Annotated in this window: 13 protein-coding genes and 1 pseudogene; 4 read left to right on the top strand and 10 right to left on the bottom strand. The window is 32.6% G+C overall.

Annotation, left to right across the window (positions count from 1 at the left end):
• The first annotated feature begins 360 nt into the window (after positions 1–360).
• The 3 genes and pseudogenes from F6K06_RS08595 to F6K06_RS08585 all read left to right on the top strand — a co-directional run bounded on the left by F6K06_RS08595 (position 361) and on the right by F6K06_RS08585 (position 3,469).
• Entirely contained in the window at positions 361–2,322 is a 1,962-nt protein-coding gene (locus F6K06_RS08595; RefSeq protein ID WP_124146474.1) for a DUF6798 domain-containing protein, read from the top strand.
• A 144-nt stretch (positions 2,323–2,466) separates the two neighbouring features.
• A pseudogene (locus tag F6K06_RS08590) lies at positions 2,467–3,036 on the top strand (Uma2 family endonuclease).
• A 247-nt stretch (positions 3,037–3,283) separates the two neighbouring features.
• A complete protein-coding gene (locus tag F6K06_RS08585; protein WP_287241277.1) occupies positions 3,284–3,469 on the top strand; it encodes a hypothetical protein in 186 nt (61 codons plus the stop codon).
• A gap of 222 nt (positions 3,470–3,691) precedes the next feature.
• Here F6K06_RS08585 and F6K06_RS08580 read toward each other — a convergent pair whose 3' ends face one another.
• Together F6K06_RS08580 and F6K06_RS08575 are read right to left on the bottom strand one after the other, a co-directional pair.
• The gene (locus tag F6K06_RS08580) at positions 3,692–3,865 is read right to left on the bottom strand and encodes a hypothetical protein (protein ID WP_287241275.1); all 174 of its coding nucleotides are present in this window, start codon (positions 3,863–3,865) and stop codon (positions 3,692–3,694) included.
• Positions 3,866–4,415: 550 nt separating this feature from the next.
• Positions 4,416–5,387 (bottom strand): glycosyltransferase family 2 protein, encoded by a 972-nt coding sequence (locus tag F6K06_RS08575; RefSeq protein WP_287241273.1) that lies wholly within the window; start codon positions 5,385–5,387, stop codon positions 4,416–4,418.
• A 712-nt stretch (positions 5,388–6,099) separates the two neighbouring features.
• Here F6K06_RS08575 and F6K06_RS08570 point away from each other — a divergent pair.
• Positions 6,100–6,306, top strand: a complete 207-nt coding sequence (locus F6K06_RS08570; RefSeq protein ID WP_161564652.1) for a hypothetical protein — start codon at positions 6,100–6,102, stop codon at positions 6,304–6,306.
• Positions 6,307–6,388: 82 nt separating this feature from the next.
• Here F6K06_RS08570 and F6K06_RS08565 read toward each other — a convergent pair whose 3' ends face one another.
• The 8 genes from F6K06_RS08565 to F6K06_RS08530 form a co-directional block, all read right to left on the bottom strand.
• Positions 6,389–8,191 (bottom strand): hypothetical protein, encoded by a 1,803-nt coding sequence (locus tag F6K06_RS08565; protein WP_287241270.1) that lies wholly within the window; start codon positions 8,189–8,191, stop codon positions 6,389–6,391.
• 756 nt (positions 8,192–8,947) lie between these two features.
• On the bottom strand, positions 8,948–9,400 hold the full coding sequence (locus F6K06_RS08560) for a cyclase family protein (protein WP_287241376.1): 453 nt from the start codon (positions 9,398–9,400) through the stop codon (positions 8,948–8,950).
• 428 nt (positions 9,401–9,828) lie between these two features.
• Positions 9,829–10,575, bottom strand: a complete 747-nt coding sequence (locus F6K06_RS08555) for a thioesterase II family protein (protein WP_287241268.1) — start codon at positions 10,573–10,575, stop codon at positions 9,829–9,831.
• A 196-nt stretch (positions 10,576–10,771) separates the two neighbouring features.
• The gene (locus tag F6K06_RS08550; RefSeq protein WP_287241266.1) at positions 10,772–11,518 is read right to left on the bottom strand and encodes a thioesterase II family protein; all 747 of its coding nucleotides are present in this window, start codon (positions 11,516–11,518) and stop codon (positions 10,772–10,774) included.
• Between the two features lie 344 nt (positions 11,519–11,862).
• On the bottom strand, positions 11,863–12,735 hold the full coding sequence (gene rfbD / locus F6K06_RS08545; protein ID WP_124146463.1) for a dTDP-4-dehydrorhamnose reductase: 873 nt from the start codon (positions 12,733–12,735) through the stop codon (positions 11,863–11,865).
• 568 nt (positions 12,736–13,303) lie between these two features.
• Positions 13,304–13,852: a dTDP-4-dehydrorhamnose 3,5-epimerase gene (rfbC, locus tag F6K06_RS08540; protein ID WP_124154871.1), complete on the bottom strand. Its 549-nt coding sequence runs from the start codon at positions 13,850–13,852 to the stop codon at positions 13,304–13,306.
• Between the two features lie 481 nt (positions 13,853–14,333).
• The gene (locus F6K06_RS08535; RefSeq protein WP_124146461.1) at positions 14,334–15,194 is read right to left on the bottom strand and encodes a bifunctional 2-polyprenyl-6-hydroxyphenol methylase/3-demethylubiquinol 3-O-methyltransferase UbiG; all 861 of its coding nucleotides are present in this window, start codon (positions 15,192–15,194) and stop codon (positions 14,334–14,336) included.
• A 186-nt stretch (positions 15,195–15,380) separates the two neighbouring features.
• Positions 15,381–17,336: a hypothetical protein gene (locus tag F6K06_RS08530; RefSeq protein WP_124154870.1), complete on the bottom strand. Its 1,956-nt coding sequence runs from the start codon at positions 17,334–17,336 to the stop codon at positions 15,381–15,383.
• Positions 17,337–17,402: the final 66 nt, after the last annotated feature.

The raw sequence follows: 17,402 nt of genomic DNA, 5'->3' as shown, positions 1-17,402 counted from the left end.
GCAGAGGACAGAAAGCAGAAGGCAGAAGGAAAAAAAAGTTAGAAGGAAGAAAGTTTTTTGAACGCTAATTAATTATCTGGACATAATATTAGACAACTAAAAAAGTTAGTTTTTTTGTCAAAAGGAAATTTCCTGTAAAGTCTTTTAATCGCACTTATTATTCATAACATTATTTTTTCAAATTGGCATTAGATATTTTCCTGACAAAAACACTATATGTACCATAGTGCTATAGTTTTTATCTAGTATATATAGTACATTAACCTAAGTCCTGTTAAAATTGGTATAACCAGCTTATAGACAAAAAGAGTAATGTTTTAGAGTTAGTATATTGATTCATTATTCTTTTTCCTGCAACAAATGTGGCATATCAAAAAATATAGTTGGCATTTTTTTCTATCCCTATTTGCTTTTTTAATTCTCGGTGCATTTATTACGAGAGGATACACTTTTCCAGTAGGAAATCATTATACCCATGTTCCTCAAATTAAATCGATGTTGCATCCTGAACTCTATATTAATGATTACTATGTTCAGGAAATGTTGCAGTTTACTCCCAGATATTACTATCAACATTTAATTTATTTTCTCAGCAAATTTATTGGTAGTATTTCCCTCACATATTTGATTTATTATCTAATTTCATTGATTGGTTTTATCTGGGGTTTATCTGCTATTAGTAAAATTTTTACCACCTCAAAACTATCTACGGCAGTTTTAATTTTTCTGAGTTTAAAAGCTTACACTTTAATTGGATATTTAGAACTTTTTCCTAATACTCCCATACCTGCAACATTTGCGATGAGCTTAACAGTTTGGGGGATTTATTTCTGTTTTCGGCAAAAATGGATAATTGGTTATTTATTTTTTGGTATTGCTTCAATATTACAGTTTTTAGTTGGTATTTTGCCAGGAATAATGATGATACCTATTATGTTGATTGAGGGGATAAAAAATCGACAATTTAAACAAGTAATTTTGCCGTTAATTATTTTATTTGGGTTGGCAAGTTTAGTTTATCTGCCAATGGTATTAACTGGTACGACTAGCACTGATAAATTGAGTAATGAAGAATTTGTTTTTATCTACGGTTGGGTAAGAAATCCTCATCATATTATTCCTACTTATTGGAGTTGGAAAATTAGGCTGGATTTTATTTTTTTTATTTTGGGTGGATGTTTGTGTATTCACAAAGTTGATATTTTTCGATCAGAAGATTTTTTACAGAAGTCGGGAAAAGGAAAGATAGAAAAGATAACAGGAAGGAAAAAAGATGTAATTTTTACTAATGTAATTTCTCTAGAGAAATGGAAGTTTTACCTAATTATTGCAGAGTCAATTTTTGCTTTGTTTTTGGGTTATATTTTTGTCGAAGTTTATCCACTAGCTTTATTTGCTAAATTGCAGTTAGCACGAACTGTTCCTTTTGCTCAATTGATGATATTTATTGCTGTGGGTATTTTGAGCGATCGCTTATATCAACAGGGTAATTTAGGAGTAGGTTTACTGTTGATAATATCTCTAATTTTGCCAGTGCCATATCAAGGAATTTGCTTTTTTATTTTATCGGTTGGATTGTTTTTTTTGGAGAAATGGAGTTACAAATTAGTAGTCTGGTTAATAGTTTTAGCTGGATTAATATTTTACTTATGGCAGTCACGGATAGATTCAAATTTTAATCATTTATTGGCAAAACTTAGTTTATTTTTGGTGTTAATATTTCCGTTTGTTTTGGATGAGGTTGATTTAGCGTTGGTGAAGTCTAGTGGCAGCTACATAGCTAGGAAATATTTAATTACTTATAGTTTGGCTGGAGTCACAACTTTAGTATTTGTTTTGGGATTATTTGAGGCATTGCCAGGAAAATTTTTAGAGGTATTTCAACAACAGGTAAAATTTAACAGAGTTCCTCAAGATGAAGTGACGAAATTAGCTTTAAGATTTAGACAAATTAGCGATAAAAACGACATAATTTTAATTCCTCCATTTGTGTCAAATTTTCAGTTTTTTTCAGAAAGGGCGGTTATTGTAGACTTTAAACATTTTCCTCAAACAGATAGCGGAATTAGGGAGTGGAAAAATCGAATGGAAGATGTTTTTGGCGTAGATTTGAATGATAAGTTAGCGGTGGGTGCGATGGAAATTTTGTTTCCACAACAGACGGGAAAAGAATTAGTTAATGTGGCGAAAAAATATGGAGCTGAATATATTTTGACTAGGGTTAATTGGCATGGAGATATTCGAGGGAATATTGTAGTTAGAGAAGAAGAATGGGTTATTTTTCACATAAATGATGATGTAACACAGGCATCTTGCCAGTAATAGTTGTACTATACCCTGGATAAAATTTACTTTATTATTACTAATCTTATCTCAGTTATAATGTTGTAGTGGTAGTTAGGAGTCAACGGACGTTTTATGCAACATCCTTACTTCCTACTTCCTACTCCTTACTCCTTATTAATTATGTCAAATCTCACAGTTAAAGAGTTGGAAATTTTGCAAGGTACTCTAAATCAAGCAGGTTTAGATTATCAACTAGAATTAGAGGAAGGAAAAATATTAGTTGTGGGTCTATCAGATATTGTTTCTAGTGAAATTGGCGTTCGCTTAATAGCTTCTCTTTATGCTTGGGTTAACCCACGTCGTCTTGGACGTTTATTTGATTCTAGTGCTGGTTTTATTATTTCAGATACTAATTTAAAAGTACCCGATGTTTCCTTTGTTCGTGCCCAACGTCTGAAAAAAAGCGTTCGTTATTTTGGGGAAATAGTGCCAGACTTAGTAGTATAAATTAAATCTCAAAGCGATGAACGAATCAAACCTTTAAAACAGAAAATCAAGAAATATTTAGAATTAGGCGCAAAAGTAGGAGTATTGATAGACCCAGACGAAGAAATAGTAATAGTTTGTCGCTCTACTGGTGAAGAAAGTGAATTTAAAAATGGGGATAAATTGACTATTCCTGAACTTTTTGGTGAGTGGGAATTATCTATTATTGAACTTTGGCCTCCTGTGTTTGATGAAGAGGAATGAATTTTGTCACAAATTTAATTTTTCATAGAATTATATACATATAGTGCATGGCGGGTTAATCAGGGAGCTGGTCAACAGACTATTCTCTAATCTATAAAAACTATAACGTTACAGATATATAGTCTTGATAACTTAAAAATCCGTAAGTCTTGTTAATCTAGTAGAACTGAATTCCAATATCTGTTTTTTTGTTATTCATTCAAATAAATCAGACGTATTTAAAAAATCCAACAAAATAATAGATTTAATGAATCAACTAAAAAATATCTATAGACAATTATTAAAAACTTGGTTTTTGCAAATGATTTTGCTGTTAATTATCATCCTAATAATTGGTAGCATTTGGAAAATTAAGAATAACAATCTCGACTATTTAGTCAGTAAAATAGAAGGTCTACAAAGTGACATTGAAAAATTTAGACAAACAGATTAACTACAATTAAAAGAAAAACTTAGCTTACAGAAAGATTTACTTCTTATAGAAAAAGATAAAATCAATGCCCAGAATGCTATCTATGGAACTTTAAGTCAGACCTTGGGTGGAATATTTTTCTTTATCACTGCCTATTTATCTTGGCGTAATTTTAAGTTAGCTGAACAGAAGCAAGTTACGGAAAGATTTAGTAAAGCAATTAAACAATTAGGAAGTAATGACTTAAGTATTTGAGTGTTTCAATTTGTACATCTCTCCGAAAATTTGGTCAAGCTCTTTATCTATCTTCTCTTGGTGTTCTTTTTCTTTAGCTGTTTTAAAATATCTGATATAGTTTCCTTTATCTTGTTCAACTTTTAAAGACTCAACATCTTTTTCTTTTAGTTTGGGTACCATAGCTAAAACCTAAAAAAATTAGCAAAAAAATACAACGAAAGTAGAATTAATCAAAGCCTTTTTGAGCGGAATCCTAACTCTCAAAACTATTTTAGTAAATGGTCAATGTTAGAATGATAATTTGTCTCTATGTAACATATGTATTAAGTAAATCTACATAGATTGTCATATTATAACATTTGGAGCTTTGAATAAAGCAAACAATATTATATAAATATATTTTTGAAAAATAATTTAATCTTATACTAAGACACTATAATAAAGCGATCAAAAACTATAACGTTAGAGATATGTAGTGTATAAAACCCATGCTGGGATAATAGATGTTTGGCTTTTAACTATCCAGGATATTAGGCAATATATCCTAATCGCTTGATAATTTATCTAAAATCTCAAAACCCCAACGTTGGAGATAAATAAATAGTCAATTAAGACTGTGGAGTACTCGTCTAATAATTCCTCTAAAATCTCAAAACCCCAATGTTGGAGATGAATAAATATTCAATTAACTGCAAATTTATATTTGTTGGGTTTCTTGACTCAACCTAACCTACAAGAGTTCAACATTTTCCTCTCTCTCTTCTACAACTTCACAAATCTGCTGATCCACATAATCATCATCGACATTTCGAGTTATTAATTCTGCCAAAATTCCTAAAGATATTAACTGTACGGACAGAATAATACATAATATTCCAAATAAAAATAAAGGGCGAGTACCTATAGGTCGAATCTCCATAAACCAAAGTACAATTAAATAACCTAAAGATGTCATTCCCATAGTACCGAATAATAATCCTAAACTTCCAAACAAATGACCTGGTTTATGTAAATAATGAGTAGTTGCTAAAACCGTTAATAAATCAATAAATCCACGAGTATAACGTTCTAAACCATATTTAGATTTTCCCTGTTTTCGCCGATGATGTCTGACAGTTACTTCAGTAATTTTAAATCCCAGACTATGAGCTAATACAGGAATATATCGATGTAATTCTCCATAGACTTTTATGCAGTCTAAGACTTCTTTTTTATAAGCTTTTAATCCACAGTTAAAGTCATGTAATTTTACTCCAGTTAAAATTGATGTAACTCCATTAAATAATTTCGAGGGTAATGTTTTGGAAAAAGGGTCGTTACGATGTTTTCGCCATCCAGAAACTAGATCGTATCCTGACTCTAACTTTTCCAAAAATTTAGGTACTTCTGCCGGGTCATCTTGTAAATCTGCGTCTAGAGTAAAGATAATATTTCCTGTAGCTTTTTTAAATCCAGCAGATAAGGCAGAAGATTTGCCAAAGTTTCTTCTTAATCTAATTCCTTTAATTTTTTGGGGATATTTTTTGATTAATTCATTAATCTCTATCCAAGAGCGATCGCTACTCCCATCATCAACAAAAATTATTTCATAACTATTAATTTCGGCTAAATTCATTACATCCAAAATTCTCTCAAACAAGGGTTTGATTGTAGCTTCTTCGTTATAAACTGGAATCACAAAACTGAGGTATGTACTTTTCAATGTTCAATTCTAATTATTAAAAAGGGAATAGGGAATAGTGAAGAATAGAAAGCAGTATTAAATACTAGCAAACAACATTTAGTATTAGTAAAGGAGCATCTTGCTTCCACTGTTTCATCCACCAATATAATCACAATAAACTACTATAATGTACCACCACTATTAAAACTATATTGATTGGATAATTTTAACCAATCTTGACAAGTATTAAATGTAACATAAACTAGCCTAAGATTTATCGCCAATATATTTCCTAACCAACTTTTTCTTTGCTATAAAAGAATTTTTTTTTAATTACAACTATTTTCACTTGATACTTAACTTTTTTGGGTAATACTCCTTATAAAATATTAGCCTAATAAAAATATGATTGCTATATGAACGAAAAAGTTGTGGAGCTAATAAAGCAAATGAAATCCTTTGATGATAAAGTTCGTCGCAATGCTATAGCGGACATAGGATTTATTTTTAGAGATGTATTTTCTGAAAGTATCTAGATATGAAATATTTGAGTTATTTGAAGGGATGCTATCTCCAAATTTGATAGATTTTTTTTCGATGAAACTGAATTATATGAGATTGTAGTTTGTATTCAAGAAGAAATTGAAGCAAGGAATAAAGAGACAGGAAGTATAGCATTAGTAATAGGTGTAATTCTGCTCAGACTGGTTTATTACCCCTAGTTATAGGTATCAAAAATAGTATTGAAAAATTGAATTTAGGTGACTTAAATCAAGTGTTAATTTCGTTGGGAAAGTTATTATTTTTTGATAATAGTTTAAGTGATAATGAAAAAAAAGATATAGTTCTGAAGAATGAATTAATGAGTAAAATATTGGCTAAAATTATTTCAGAAACACCAACATATCACGATCGCTTACTAGAAACATATACACATTTAATATCTCGTTTTATTTGATGATGGAGATGAAGAAACAGACAGACTATGACAAGCATTAAGTGGTTAAACAAAATTAATTTAATTGCATATATCTAAAATATCAAAAACCAAAATTATGTTGATTATTTAAAGCTATCCAATCTTGACGATTTTTCAATTTCACATAAGCTGTTAAAATCTCCTGCTGTGAGTCTTGAATATTTTCTATATTTTTGACTTTTGAATGTCTTGAGTGCCTCTTACATTCTGAGGTATCCTCAGAATTACACACTCGCTTTTGACTTTTAACTTCGATATATCCTTTCCAACCTGAAAATTCATATTCCGCTCCTAATAATTCTGCCACATCAGCACGAGGAAAACCTGACATTCCAAAACCTTTGACCACATTTTCTTGATTCAGAATAGCAATACATTTAATCTGAACATTCTCGTTACTTTTGACTTTGAACTGTCTTGAGTGTGTCTTACATTCTGAGGAGACCTCAGAATTGCACACTCGCTTTTGACTTTTAACTTGACTTACCCATCCATTTACTCTAGCTGTAGTAGAAGAAAATTCAGTCACAGTGTCAAAATATCCCTGTAAATTTTCTGGTGGTTTTGCTGTTAATAAATCTGAGTTAATTTTTTTATCCAAATTTGCACAAAAATTATCCTTTTTTATATTTCGATTAAAAGGTACTAAACCATCAGCTTTTAAAGCATCTACTAAACCTAAAAAAGCAGCAGGTCGGTTGCCTACTTTTTCTTTAATTAAAACCGGGTCATAAATGCCAAGTTGTAAGGATAATCCTACTAAAGGTTGATAAGTTGCGCGATGAGCAATTTCTCTAAAAGTTTCCGTACCTACTCGATACATTAATATAGTTAAAACAGTCAAAACTGCCACCAATGGCATAACAAAATACCACTGTTTTTTGAGAGTAAGTTGCTGTTGTTGGAGCAATAAGAAAATTAGGATAATTAGACTTAACCAAAATAGAGAAGGTAGAGTAGCATAACGAGAAGCGATCGCTTGTTCTATTCCAAAACCAGAACGACTAACTGCTGCCATTAAAGCGGTGCCAAAAGTATAAATTATTATTGATAACCAAGGCAACCAATCTTGAGGATAAATTACAAATAACCAATAAATTAAAAATATTCCTGCTAAAACTAATCCTACCCAACCTATTGCGGAAGCGACGGGAATATTATGAGTAAAAATTGCTCCTAAATAAACAGGAATGTAGGTAACTATATCAATAAAATTCAGTTTAGATAATGAGGGATGATGAGAGGGTGTTGTGTAGGTTAGGAAATAAATGCCTATTACTAAAACAGAAAAAAATAGATAACAGATAGTAAATTTTTTGGGCAATTTATATAGAATAGCAACTGCACATAATATCGGCCAAATTCCTAGAGCGGTACTATAACTAATACATCCTAAAATTCCCAAAATTATACTGGCAATAGCAAATCTATTTTGTTGAGATTCTAGTAATTTTTTTACACAAAAGATTGAAGCAATAACAAATAAATTAGCAATTACCCAATGTACTCCACTATATCCGCGCATCCAGTTATGAGCAGCAGCAGGGGTAAAGTTAAAAACTGAGATGAATAAAATTAATAATAAAAGTATAGGACGATATTTTGTGAGAGTATTAGCTACTAATGCAATTAACAAAATTCCCTGAGCAACAGCTAGGAAAAATGTAGCTAGACACAACCCAATATTGGAACCTTTAGTAACAACAATATTCAGAGCATAAATTATGGCAGGAATTAAGACAAAATGTTCGTTTGCTCGAAACATCCAGTCAAAAATATTCGCGGAAAATCCATCTATGGAATAGATATTTTTAATCATCCACCAATAATCAAAATTTAGCAATTCCCCTGCTTTAGATATCATAAATAGTACATAGAAAGCTGGGAGGAAAATTACAATGGTAGCGATAATTATAAAAATAAGTTCTGACTTTTTTTTGACTAACATAAATCGGAAGGAAAGACACGAATTTTTGCACGGATGTACAGATTAATTTGAAACAGGTTAATATTTGCTACCCTACTTATATAGCCATTTCAGTTTAGATTGAGACGAGGGTTTCTTGCTGTGAAATGGTTTCATTCTTATTTGAAATTATAATATAAAATTGATAAGTGTTGGCTACAAATAACTAGGATATTTCTTAGGAGTCAGTCCTCAGGAGTCAGAATGAATGGCTTTAATAACAGTTTTTAGGTCTGAATTTATCTTTTTAGTCCAAGAGACATCTCCTATAAAGTATTTTAATTGCCCTTATTATTGATAACATTCTTTTTTCAAATTGGTATAATACCAAGGGCGAAAAAAGAATGCTATGGCACTACAAGAATTGGTTAAGACATTTTTCAATCGTATTTGCGGAGCGTTTCCCCAGGAAAAAACCTTTTCAGCTTACTATTCCCTGTTCCCTGTTTCCTAGCGCGTAGCGCTATACAAAAAGCTGCATCTTGATCGGAGATCCTTAAAAAGAGTTACTCCAATTTATTTTAGACAACTATCTCTATAATTTTTTCCTTTTTTTTCAATATTTATTCCTGTAGTAATAGACATCTCCAAGAATAAAAAATAAAATTAATTATCGCACTCTTATTCATCAATTAGTTTCCCCTACTCCCTAAACTAATAAATAGCGATAGGATTAGCAGGCGAACCTGTTGCACCTTTCATTTTTAGAGGAGCAAACACAAACATAAATTCGTAAACTTTATCTTCTATTAATTGACTAACATCCAAGTTCTCAAAAATAGTAATACCGTGCTTAACTATCCATTCAATATGACAATCAGCAGGTCGATTTGGGTCTTCACCAGGAGCAGCTTCAGTTCCCCAAGTATCTGACCCTACCATCGCTATTTTTAATCTAGATAAATAACGACAGCTAGTAATACCTGGTCCAGGTCGTCCAGAATTAAATATTTGACGATTTTTAGCTTTTTGTTCGGGATTCAGACTATCCCAGTCTTTTCCCCAATACTTACCATGACCTGTATAGAAAATAACTACATCCCCTTGTTTTATTGGAGTTATTTTTTGTTTTTTTATCGCTCCTTTAATATCATTAATAGTAATAATTCCTGAGTCATTTTTACTCTTACCTTGGGGAATCGGGAATCGGGAATAGAAATTAATTTTAAAGTAAGCATTCAGATATTAATAGTCAGCTCTTCCTAGGTCATGCTATACAAACAAGTTTTTTCATTAACGAACCAAGCATTTGCTTAACTTATACTACATTTTACTACATTTTCAACCAGATAATTGAAGCACAAGAAAGAGGAACTTGAGTTGTTAACTAAAGGTAATAAGGCTAATAGCTTACCTTTTAAAACTGTAGCTTACTATCCACACAAAGTGCTGTAATTCAAGAAACATTAAAGAAATAAGAAATAAGGTCTTAAGCTTCCAATTTTTAAGGGGATAGAAAAAATAAAATTCCCTATTTCAAGTCTTCTATTTAAGCTGGAAGCACTGATAACTGATAACTGATAACTGAAATTGCCTCACAGAAATTTTAAGATTGTCTCAATTAAAGTTTTCGGTTCCTTTTGGAAAAACATATGACCTCCTGGAAATTCATGTAAGTCAAAAGAACCGAGAGTATGGTGACTCCATTCAAATAATTCTTCATGGTTAAGTTCACCATCATTTGTACCTCTAAAACTAACTATGGGAAATTGAAAAGGAGGTTCACCAGATTCAATATATGTTTCGTGGAGAGTGAGGTCTGCTCGTAAAATTGGTAAAAATAATTCTATTAGGTCTCGGTTTTGTAACACTGCTTCTGGAGTACCACCGTAGTCACGAAATTTAGACATTAAAACCTGGTCTGACTTTTGATGAACTGGGTTATCAATGGGAATATGAGGAGCGTAACGACCTGAAATAAATAGACATTTGGGAGTCGGGAGTTTTTTCATTCGCAGTTGATGAGCTACTTCAAAACAGACTGCCGCACCCAGACTATGCCCGAAAAATACAAAAGGATATTCTATAATTAGCGGTTTTAATGCTTGAGTCAATGGAGGTAAGAGATTGTCCCATTTTGTAATCAGGGGTTCTTTAATTCGAGTTTCTCTTCCTGGTAGTTGTATGGCACATACCTCTATATTAGAAGGCAAGTATTTTCCCCAGAGACGAAACAAGGAAGCACCAGAGGCAGAAGGGTGAAAACAGAATAAACGTAAAGTCGGTTGAGAAATCGGTTGAAATATTTTTATCCAAGGAGAGGGAGTAATAGTGGTATTCATTGGCAAATTTATTAGCTCTAAATTGGTATAATAAAAAATCTGGCTGTTAATGACTAAAAAAAATGTGGACTTTATTTGATTCTCATTCCTTAGATGGTTAGATATACATTTTTTCTAACTTCTTGAATTGTCTTATTTTTAAGAAGAAGTAATTGTTAATTGTTAATTTTTCAACTGCAACCTAACACTCAATGCCCTACAGAAATTTTAAGATAGTCTCAATTAAAGTTTTCGGTTCTTGTTGGAAAAACATATGACCCCCAGGAAATTCATGTAAGGCAAAATTACTAATAGTATGCTTTTCCCATTCGGATAAATATTGCAAGCTAACTTCCAAATCATTTTTACCTCTAAAAGTAACGATCGGAGATTCTAAGGGTGCTTCAGGAAAATACGTATATTTTTCATTGAGGGTAAAGTCAGCTCGTAATACAGGTAAAAACAATTCCATTAGCTCTTGGTTTTGTAAGACTGCTTCAGAAGTACCGCCGTATTCTCGCAAAGTGGAAATTAACTCTTGGTCAGATGCTTGATGACGTAGGTTATCAATGGGAATTTGAGGAGCGCGACGACCAGAGACAAACATATATTTAGGAACAGGAAGTTTTTCCCTGCGTAGTTTACGAACCACTTCAAAACTTATTAATGCACCGAGACTATGCCCAAAAAATACAAAGGGATATTCTTCAATTAAGGGTGACAAAGCTTGAGTCAGTGGAGGTAAAAGATCATCCCATTTAGTAATCAGAGGTTCTTTAATCCGAGTTTCTCTACCTGGTAATTGTATGGCGCAGACCTCTATATTTGAAGGCAAGTATTTTCCCCAAAGGCGAAACAAGGAAGCTCCAGCAGCAGCAGGGTGAAAACAGAAGAAACGTAGAGTAGGTTGAGAAATCGGTTGAAATATTTTTATCCAAGGAGAAGGAGTAGTAGTAGAATTCATTAGACAAATTTATTAGCTCGAAATTGGTATAACAAAAAACTCTAGCTGTTGACGAGTACATTTTTCAATACTTACTCCACCCGTGGGTTTCAGATACAAAATCTGCAACGTTATAGTTTTTGCTTACTAAGAACTATATAGTTTTTTTGAGTGAGCCTGGTGTGACTCTGTGGAAAATATTGTTATCTAGAGAGAGGGAGTGATAGTTGGATTCATTAACTGCGGTCAGGACTTCCCTGCCTGAAGAATCCCCCGTTCGTCATGTCGCGTAAGCGCAACGTCAGGAGTATGTCAATCTGTACTGCCAATTTAACTTCTAAATTCTAAATTCTAAATTCTAAATTCTAAACAGCTAACTGCTTTAACATTTGCCTCAAACTATCTTTCCAATAAGGAGAATGGTTCCCCAAAACTTTTGAGATTTTCCCACTATTCAAAACTGAAAAAGCAGGTCGTTTTGCTGGAGTTGGATATTCGGCAGTAGTAATGGGAACTACTCGTTTTACTTCCAAAGGAAAACCCAGTTGTTTTGCTTCCTCAAAAATAGTCATGGCAAAATCGTACCAACTAATCGCTCCACTATTTGTATAGTGATAAGTTCCATAGGTTTCCGAATTGAGGTGCGGAATAATTTTAGCGATCGCCTCTGCTAAGTCTCCCGTCCAAGTTGGACAACCGACCTGATCGTAGACAACTCTTAATTCTTCCCTATCTTTACCTACCCGCAACATGGTTTTGACAAAGTTACCTTTTCCATAAGTTCCATAAACCCAAGCTGTTCTAATAATAATATGATTAGCTTCTGTTTCTCGAATTGCTTCTTCCCCAGCTAATTTAGATTTACCATAAGTTCCGAGGGGGTGTGTCGGGTCGGTTTCTATGTAAGGGGTGCTTTGACTACCATCAAAAACATAGTCAGTGGAAATGTGGATTAAGGTAGCTCCTAATTTTTTAGCCTCTTTTGCCATAATTCCAGGAGCAATACTATTCACAGCATGAGCTAATTCTGGTTCATTTTCAGATTTGTCAACTGCTGTATAAGCTGCGGCGTTGATAATTATTTCTGGTTTAACTTGGTCTATAAGCTGGGAGATAGCATTGGAGTCTGCTAAGTCTAAGTTTTCTCGTCCTACTGCCGTTACTTCTCCTATTTTTGTGACAAGGGGTTGTAGTTGACTTCCTAGTTGTCCGTTAATACCTGTTAATAAGATTTTCATTTGTGATTTTTGATGATTCTGAGTTTTGAGAATTTTAAGTTTGAGAATTTGCTGATTTTCATTTTGTCTTTGAGTAAGTAGTTCGGTAAAGTTCCGCCTCTCTGAACAATAACTTCAGCTAGAAAGTTTCCCCAAATATTCTAATTTTTCAATCCATAGTTTTGAGAATTTTAAGTTTGAGAATTTGCCAATTTTCATTTTGTCTTTGAGTAAGTAGTTCGGTAAAGTTCCGCCTCTCTGAACAATAACTTTAGCTAGAAAGTTTCCCCAAATATTCTGATTTTTTAATCCGGAGTTTTGAGAATTTGCCGATTTTCATTTTGTCTTTGAGTAAGTAGTATAGACAAAATTTCAGCCTCTCTGAACAATAACTTTAGCTAGCAAGTTTCCCCAAATATTCTGATTTTTCAATCCGGAGTTTTGAGAATTTTAGTGTTTGAGAATTTGCCGATTTTCATTCCGCCTTAGTATCAAGTTAGGTGAAAAAGTTCAACTCCAAGCAAAATCATTCTAGCAACTAACTTTTCCAAAAATATTCTGACTCCTGACTCCTGATTCCTGACTCCTCTTATACAAACAAATCAGCATCTTTTAAAGTTGTACCAGCTTCATCTTTTTTAGATAATTTAACCTCAATTCCATCTAAAGGCCAATCAATTCCAATCTCTGGATCGTTCCAAATAATTGAACGCTCATATTCAGGTGCATAATAATCAGTAGTTTTATACAAAACATCAGCAGTTTCAGACACTACTAAAAAACCATGAGCAAAACCAGGGGGCACCCAAAGTTGTCGTTTATTTTCTGCACTTAAAAGATAACCTACCCACTTACCAAAATTAGGAGAATTTTTCCGAATATCTACAGCAACATCGAATATTTCTCCCACAACTGTTCGTAATAATTTACCTTGAGCTTGTTGAATTTGATAATGCAAACCTCGCAATACTCCTTTGCTAGAACGAGAGTGATTATCTTGCACAAATTCCAAATTTACTCCTGTTTTTTCTGAAAAATTACGTTGATTAAAACTTTCCATAAAAAAGCCACGTTCGTCTCCAAAAACTTTTGGCTCTATCAGCAATACTTCTGGGATTTCTGTTTGAATTACATTCATTTATATGACCTCAATTTATTTATAGGTAGTAGGTTTTAGGTTTTAGGTTTTATGTTTTAGAGTTAATATATAGCAACCGCCTAAGCAGTTAGGACATATCAAAAGCTTAAAACTCAGACAACGCCAGATTTTTCCTTCTATCCTAGATAACTAAAACATTCTTCCTTCTGTTATATTCACAATTAAAAATTCCATAGATATATAACTTTATCTTGTCTGTTTTGTCAACCTTTTTTTCCCTGATACCAACCGTGAAAAAAGAATGCTTAACTTAGGCGACATTTCAATTATTAAGTAATTAACACAGACTGAATAACTTTTTTGATAATTACCACCCCAGTTATTGTTAATTATTCTGATGTTTATTTCCCCTCCTGGGAGGGGTTAAGGGTGGGTTCCCTCTCTATACGGAAGTTGCATGCAACGTCCCTACCTACTCCCCTACTCCCCTACTCCCTCACTCCCTTGCTTTTTCTTTCCCCTACTTTTTCTTTCCCCAAGCTTCTAATTCTCCTATCCACAGAGAAAAAACTAATTTATGGAAATTTAGCGTTCGAGCAATTCTCAGTAAAAAGGAGAATAAAGTTGGCTGATAATATTTGAGTCGATCAAATATATATTCCACACTCATAGAATTATTGGTTGGCTTTGATTCTACATCAGAAAATCCACTTTTTTCCAAAGCTAATTTTATCGTATCAAGGGAGAAATAAGTCAAGTGTTCAGCTGGTTTATAGTGATACCATAAAGATCCTAATAATTTATGCCAAAACCCTCCCAAATTAGGAGTAGTAATAAAAATCCATCCTCCCGGTTTCAAAAGTTGATAAGCTCCTGTTAGTTGAGCAATAGGGTCTGTTGTATGTTCAATCATATCTTGCAACATAATCAAATCAAAAGAATTAGGTTCAAAATTATGATTAAACAAATCACCTTGATATACAGATAAACCCCTATTTTTAGCAAACTTTACTGCATATTTTGATACTTCTAAACCTTGAGGATTATCCCATCCTAAATCTTTTGCTTGCTCCAAACAATCACCTAAAGCACAACCCACATCTAATAATAAGCCTTGACCAGAAAGTTTTGTTTCAGCCTTTAATAAACGTTTGCGAAAAGTCTGGCTATTAATTTTCATCCCTTGGAAATAATTAGAATATCCTCCTTTAGGAAAATCGTTATTATAATAATCTTCCTGATAAATTGCAGTAGGATTTACTGGTGGATTATTATCCCATACCATACCACATTCAGAGCATTTTGCTAATAGATAATCATCCCCTGCTTTGTAGTAGTTAAATTTATCTGTATGACATAAGGGACAATGATTTTTTTGCATAATATTTGATGAAAATTACTTCTGTTAAAATTACATCTAGATAAATATATTGCCAGGGATTAAAATCCCTGGCTCACAGCTAAAGTCCTCTGCAGAGTACTCCATATTTTCAGTCCCTTTTAAGGGACTTCAGCTATGAACCATGAAATTTATTTCATGGCTATTTTAGAGGTTATTGTTATCTTTTCAACTCTCTTCTACCCTAACTTTTACTTCATCATTTAATTTGACAAATTCTTGTTTGTCAGAGTTATAAACCCAAGCTTTAATTATATTTTCTCCCATGGGTAAAGATTTAGCTGAAAATGTTACTTTCCATCTCACTTTACTATAAAGTTTTGACTTCATAATTTTAGCAATATCATTACTCTCTAAGTTGACAATGGCGTTGGCAAAAAAACCTTGATTCTCACCAGAAGAAAGTAATACTAAGTTAGGTTGTTTTTTTCTATCTGGTCTAATTGCCCAACCTCCTAAATTTAAAGTTTCGTCACCTTGAATAATTAGAGGTTTTGCAGTTGTTTGAGGATTATCTAAATAACCATAATTTTGTTTTGGTTGTTTGATAAATTCCAGATTTTGAGGAAATTCTCGCCATCCTAATTTTTCCATAATTTCTGCACCTTGTCTGACTAACCAAGTTTTACCATTCATTAATACTAAACAACTATCTGGAGATTCTCTGATAAATTCTGAATCTGCTAAATAGTTAATTATTTCTAGACATTCTTTCCGACTTTCTATGTAGGGAAAACTTAATTTTACATTCCTCACAACATACACCGAGTTGATCGTCATAATTCCTGTCATTGCGACAGCTAAAATTTTATATATTGATAAATATTTTTGTTGCTCCTGTACAAACAAAGCTAGGAGATATATTAGAGAGATAATTAATAATATTGATGTGGTTGTATATCGGGAAGAAATCATTGCATTTTCGATTCCATATTCTGCTCTACCTACAGAAATAGATAGAGCAGAAATTAGAGAAAATGTACCTATTGTTAACCAAGGAATGGTTTTCTTTAGAGAAAAATCTAAATTTGTTAATAAAGGTGCATCCAAAGTTTCTAAAGATTCTGGAACAGAAATTCTATTTCCTCTGAATTTCCAATTCATTGCTTCGGGTAGAGAACTTTTTATTCCTAATTCTTGACTTTCTTTTTTCAACAAAATTTTATTGAGAAAGTAATATGTGAAAAATAAGAAACCAGAGAATAATATTAATCCTGTTAAAATTGCCGGGATAGGAAGTCTAACTAAAGGTAAACCTAAAACTGCTAAAAAGTAATTTACAATCAGAAATGGTTGTTCTGTAAATAAAAATGGTTTTGGTTCTCGAATCGGATTAAAGTTAATTGCGTAGATAAGAGATGAAAGTATAAAGAGCAAAATCCAGATACTTAGTCTACTAATTTTTTGTTTTAGTTTGCCTTCTATAGATAATATTGACGGAATTAAAACCAGCCAAGAAAGTAATCCTTGTATTAATGTAAAACTTCCGATTAAACAAAATATTGCTGCTAGAAATATTCTGGTTTTTACGGATAAATTATCTAAGGCGTGAATAAAATATACTGCCATTATTAGACATAAGTTTGTCAGAAACCAAAATAGGGTAAATCCCCATAACCAGTTTTGATGTTGTACTAAGGAAAATAAGAATAAACAACTTAAAATATTTGCTATATGTAGGATATTTTTGTTTTGATTCTGAAATTGAATTTCGGCTATTTTGCAAATAGCAAAAAATGTCATGATGACAAAAATTACGCTACAAATTATTTCGGCTTGAGTGTTCCATTTAGTGGCAAATGCTAAGGCGGTAATGATTAATTTTGGTATTAATATTCTGTGATGTCCGTGTACTGTGAAAAAGTCAAAAAATGTGGCATTTCCTTCAGCAACTCGCTCAAAGATAGGGGTTAATCTCCATTGATCCCAGTAGGGAACGTTGACACTAAAATTACCGAGAAACCAAAGGAGTAATAAGACTGGGAAAATATAGAGAGTTAGTAATAATATTTTGGTTTGGGAAAATATTTTTCGCATTATTGGGAAGTGGCGATCGGCAATATTATAGGTGTAGGTTGGGTTTCGTTCCTCAACCCAACTACTGACACTTATACAATAAAACAAACCACATCTGTATCTCTTTTCTCTATTCGTTTAATGTTAGGTTTCACTACCGTTCAACCCAAGCTA

Origin of the sequence: Okeania sp. SIO1H4 (genome assembly GCF_010672695.1) — a bacterium.
GTDB lineage: Bacteria > Cyanobacteriota > Cyanobacteriia > Cyanobacteriales > Microcoleaceae > Okeania > Okeania hirsuta.
The sequence above is the reverse complement of the archived record's forward strand: the minus strand, read 5'-3'. Positions and strand labels throughout refer to the sequence as shown.

Coding starts and splice junctions, on each gene's coding strand:
- F6K06_RS08595 (WP_124146474.1), top strand. CDS start 361: ATGTGGCATATCAAAAAATATAGTTGGCATTTTTTTCTATCCCTATTT.
- F6K06_RS08585 (WP_287241277.1), top strand. CDS start 3,284: ATGAATCAACTAAAAAATATCTATAGACAATTATTAAAAACTTGGTTT.
- F6K06_RS08580 (WP_287241275.1), bottom strand. CDS start 3,865: ATGGTACCCAAACTAAAAGAAAAAGATGTTGAGTCTTTAAAAGTTGAA.
- F6K06_RS08565 (WP_287241270.1), bottom strand. CDS start 8,191: ATGATATCTAAAGCAGGGGAATTGCTAAATTTTGATTATTGGTGGATG.
- F6K06_RS08555 (WP_287241268.1), bottom strand. CDS start 10,575: ATGAATACCACTATTACTCCCTCTCCTTGGATAAAAATATTTCAACCG.
- F6K06_RS08550 (WP_287241266.1), bottom strand. CDS start 11,518: ATGAATTCTACTACTACTCCTTCTCCTTGGATAAAAATATTTCAACCG.
- rfbD (WP_124146463.1), bottom strand. CDS start 12,735: ATGAAAATCTTATTAACAGGTATTAACGGACAACTAGGAAGTCAACTA.
- rfbC (WP_124154871.1), bottom strand. CDS start 13,852: ATGAATGTAATTCAAACAGAAATCCCAGAAGTATTGCTGATAGAGCCA.
- F6K06_RS08535 (WP_124146461.1), bottom strand. CDS start 15,194: ATGCAAAAAAATCATTGTCCCTTATGTCATACAGATAAATTTAACTAC.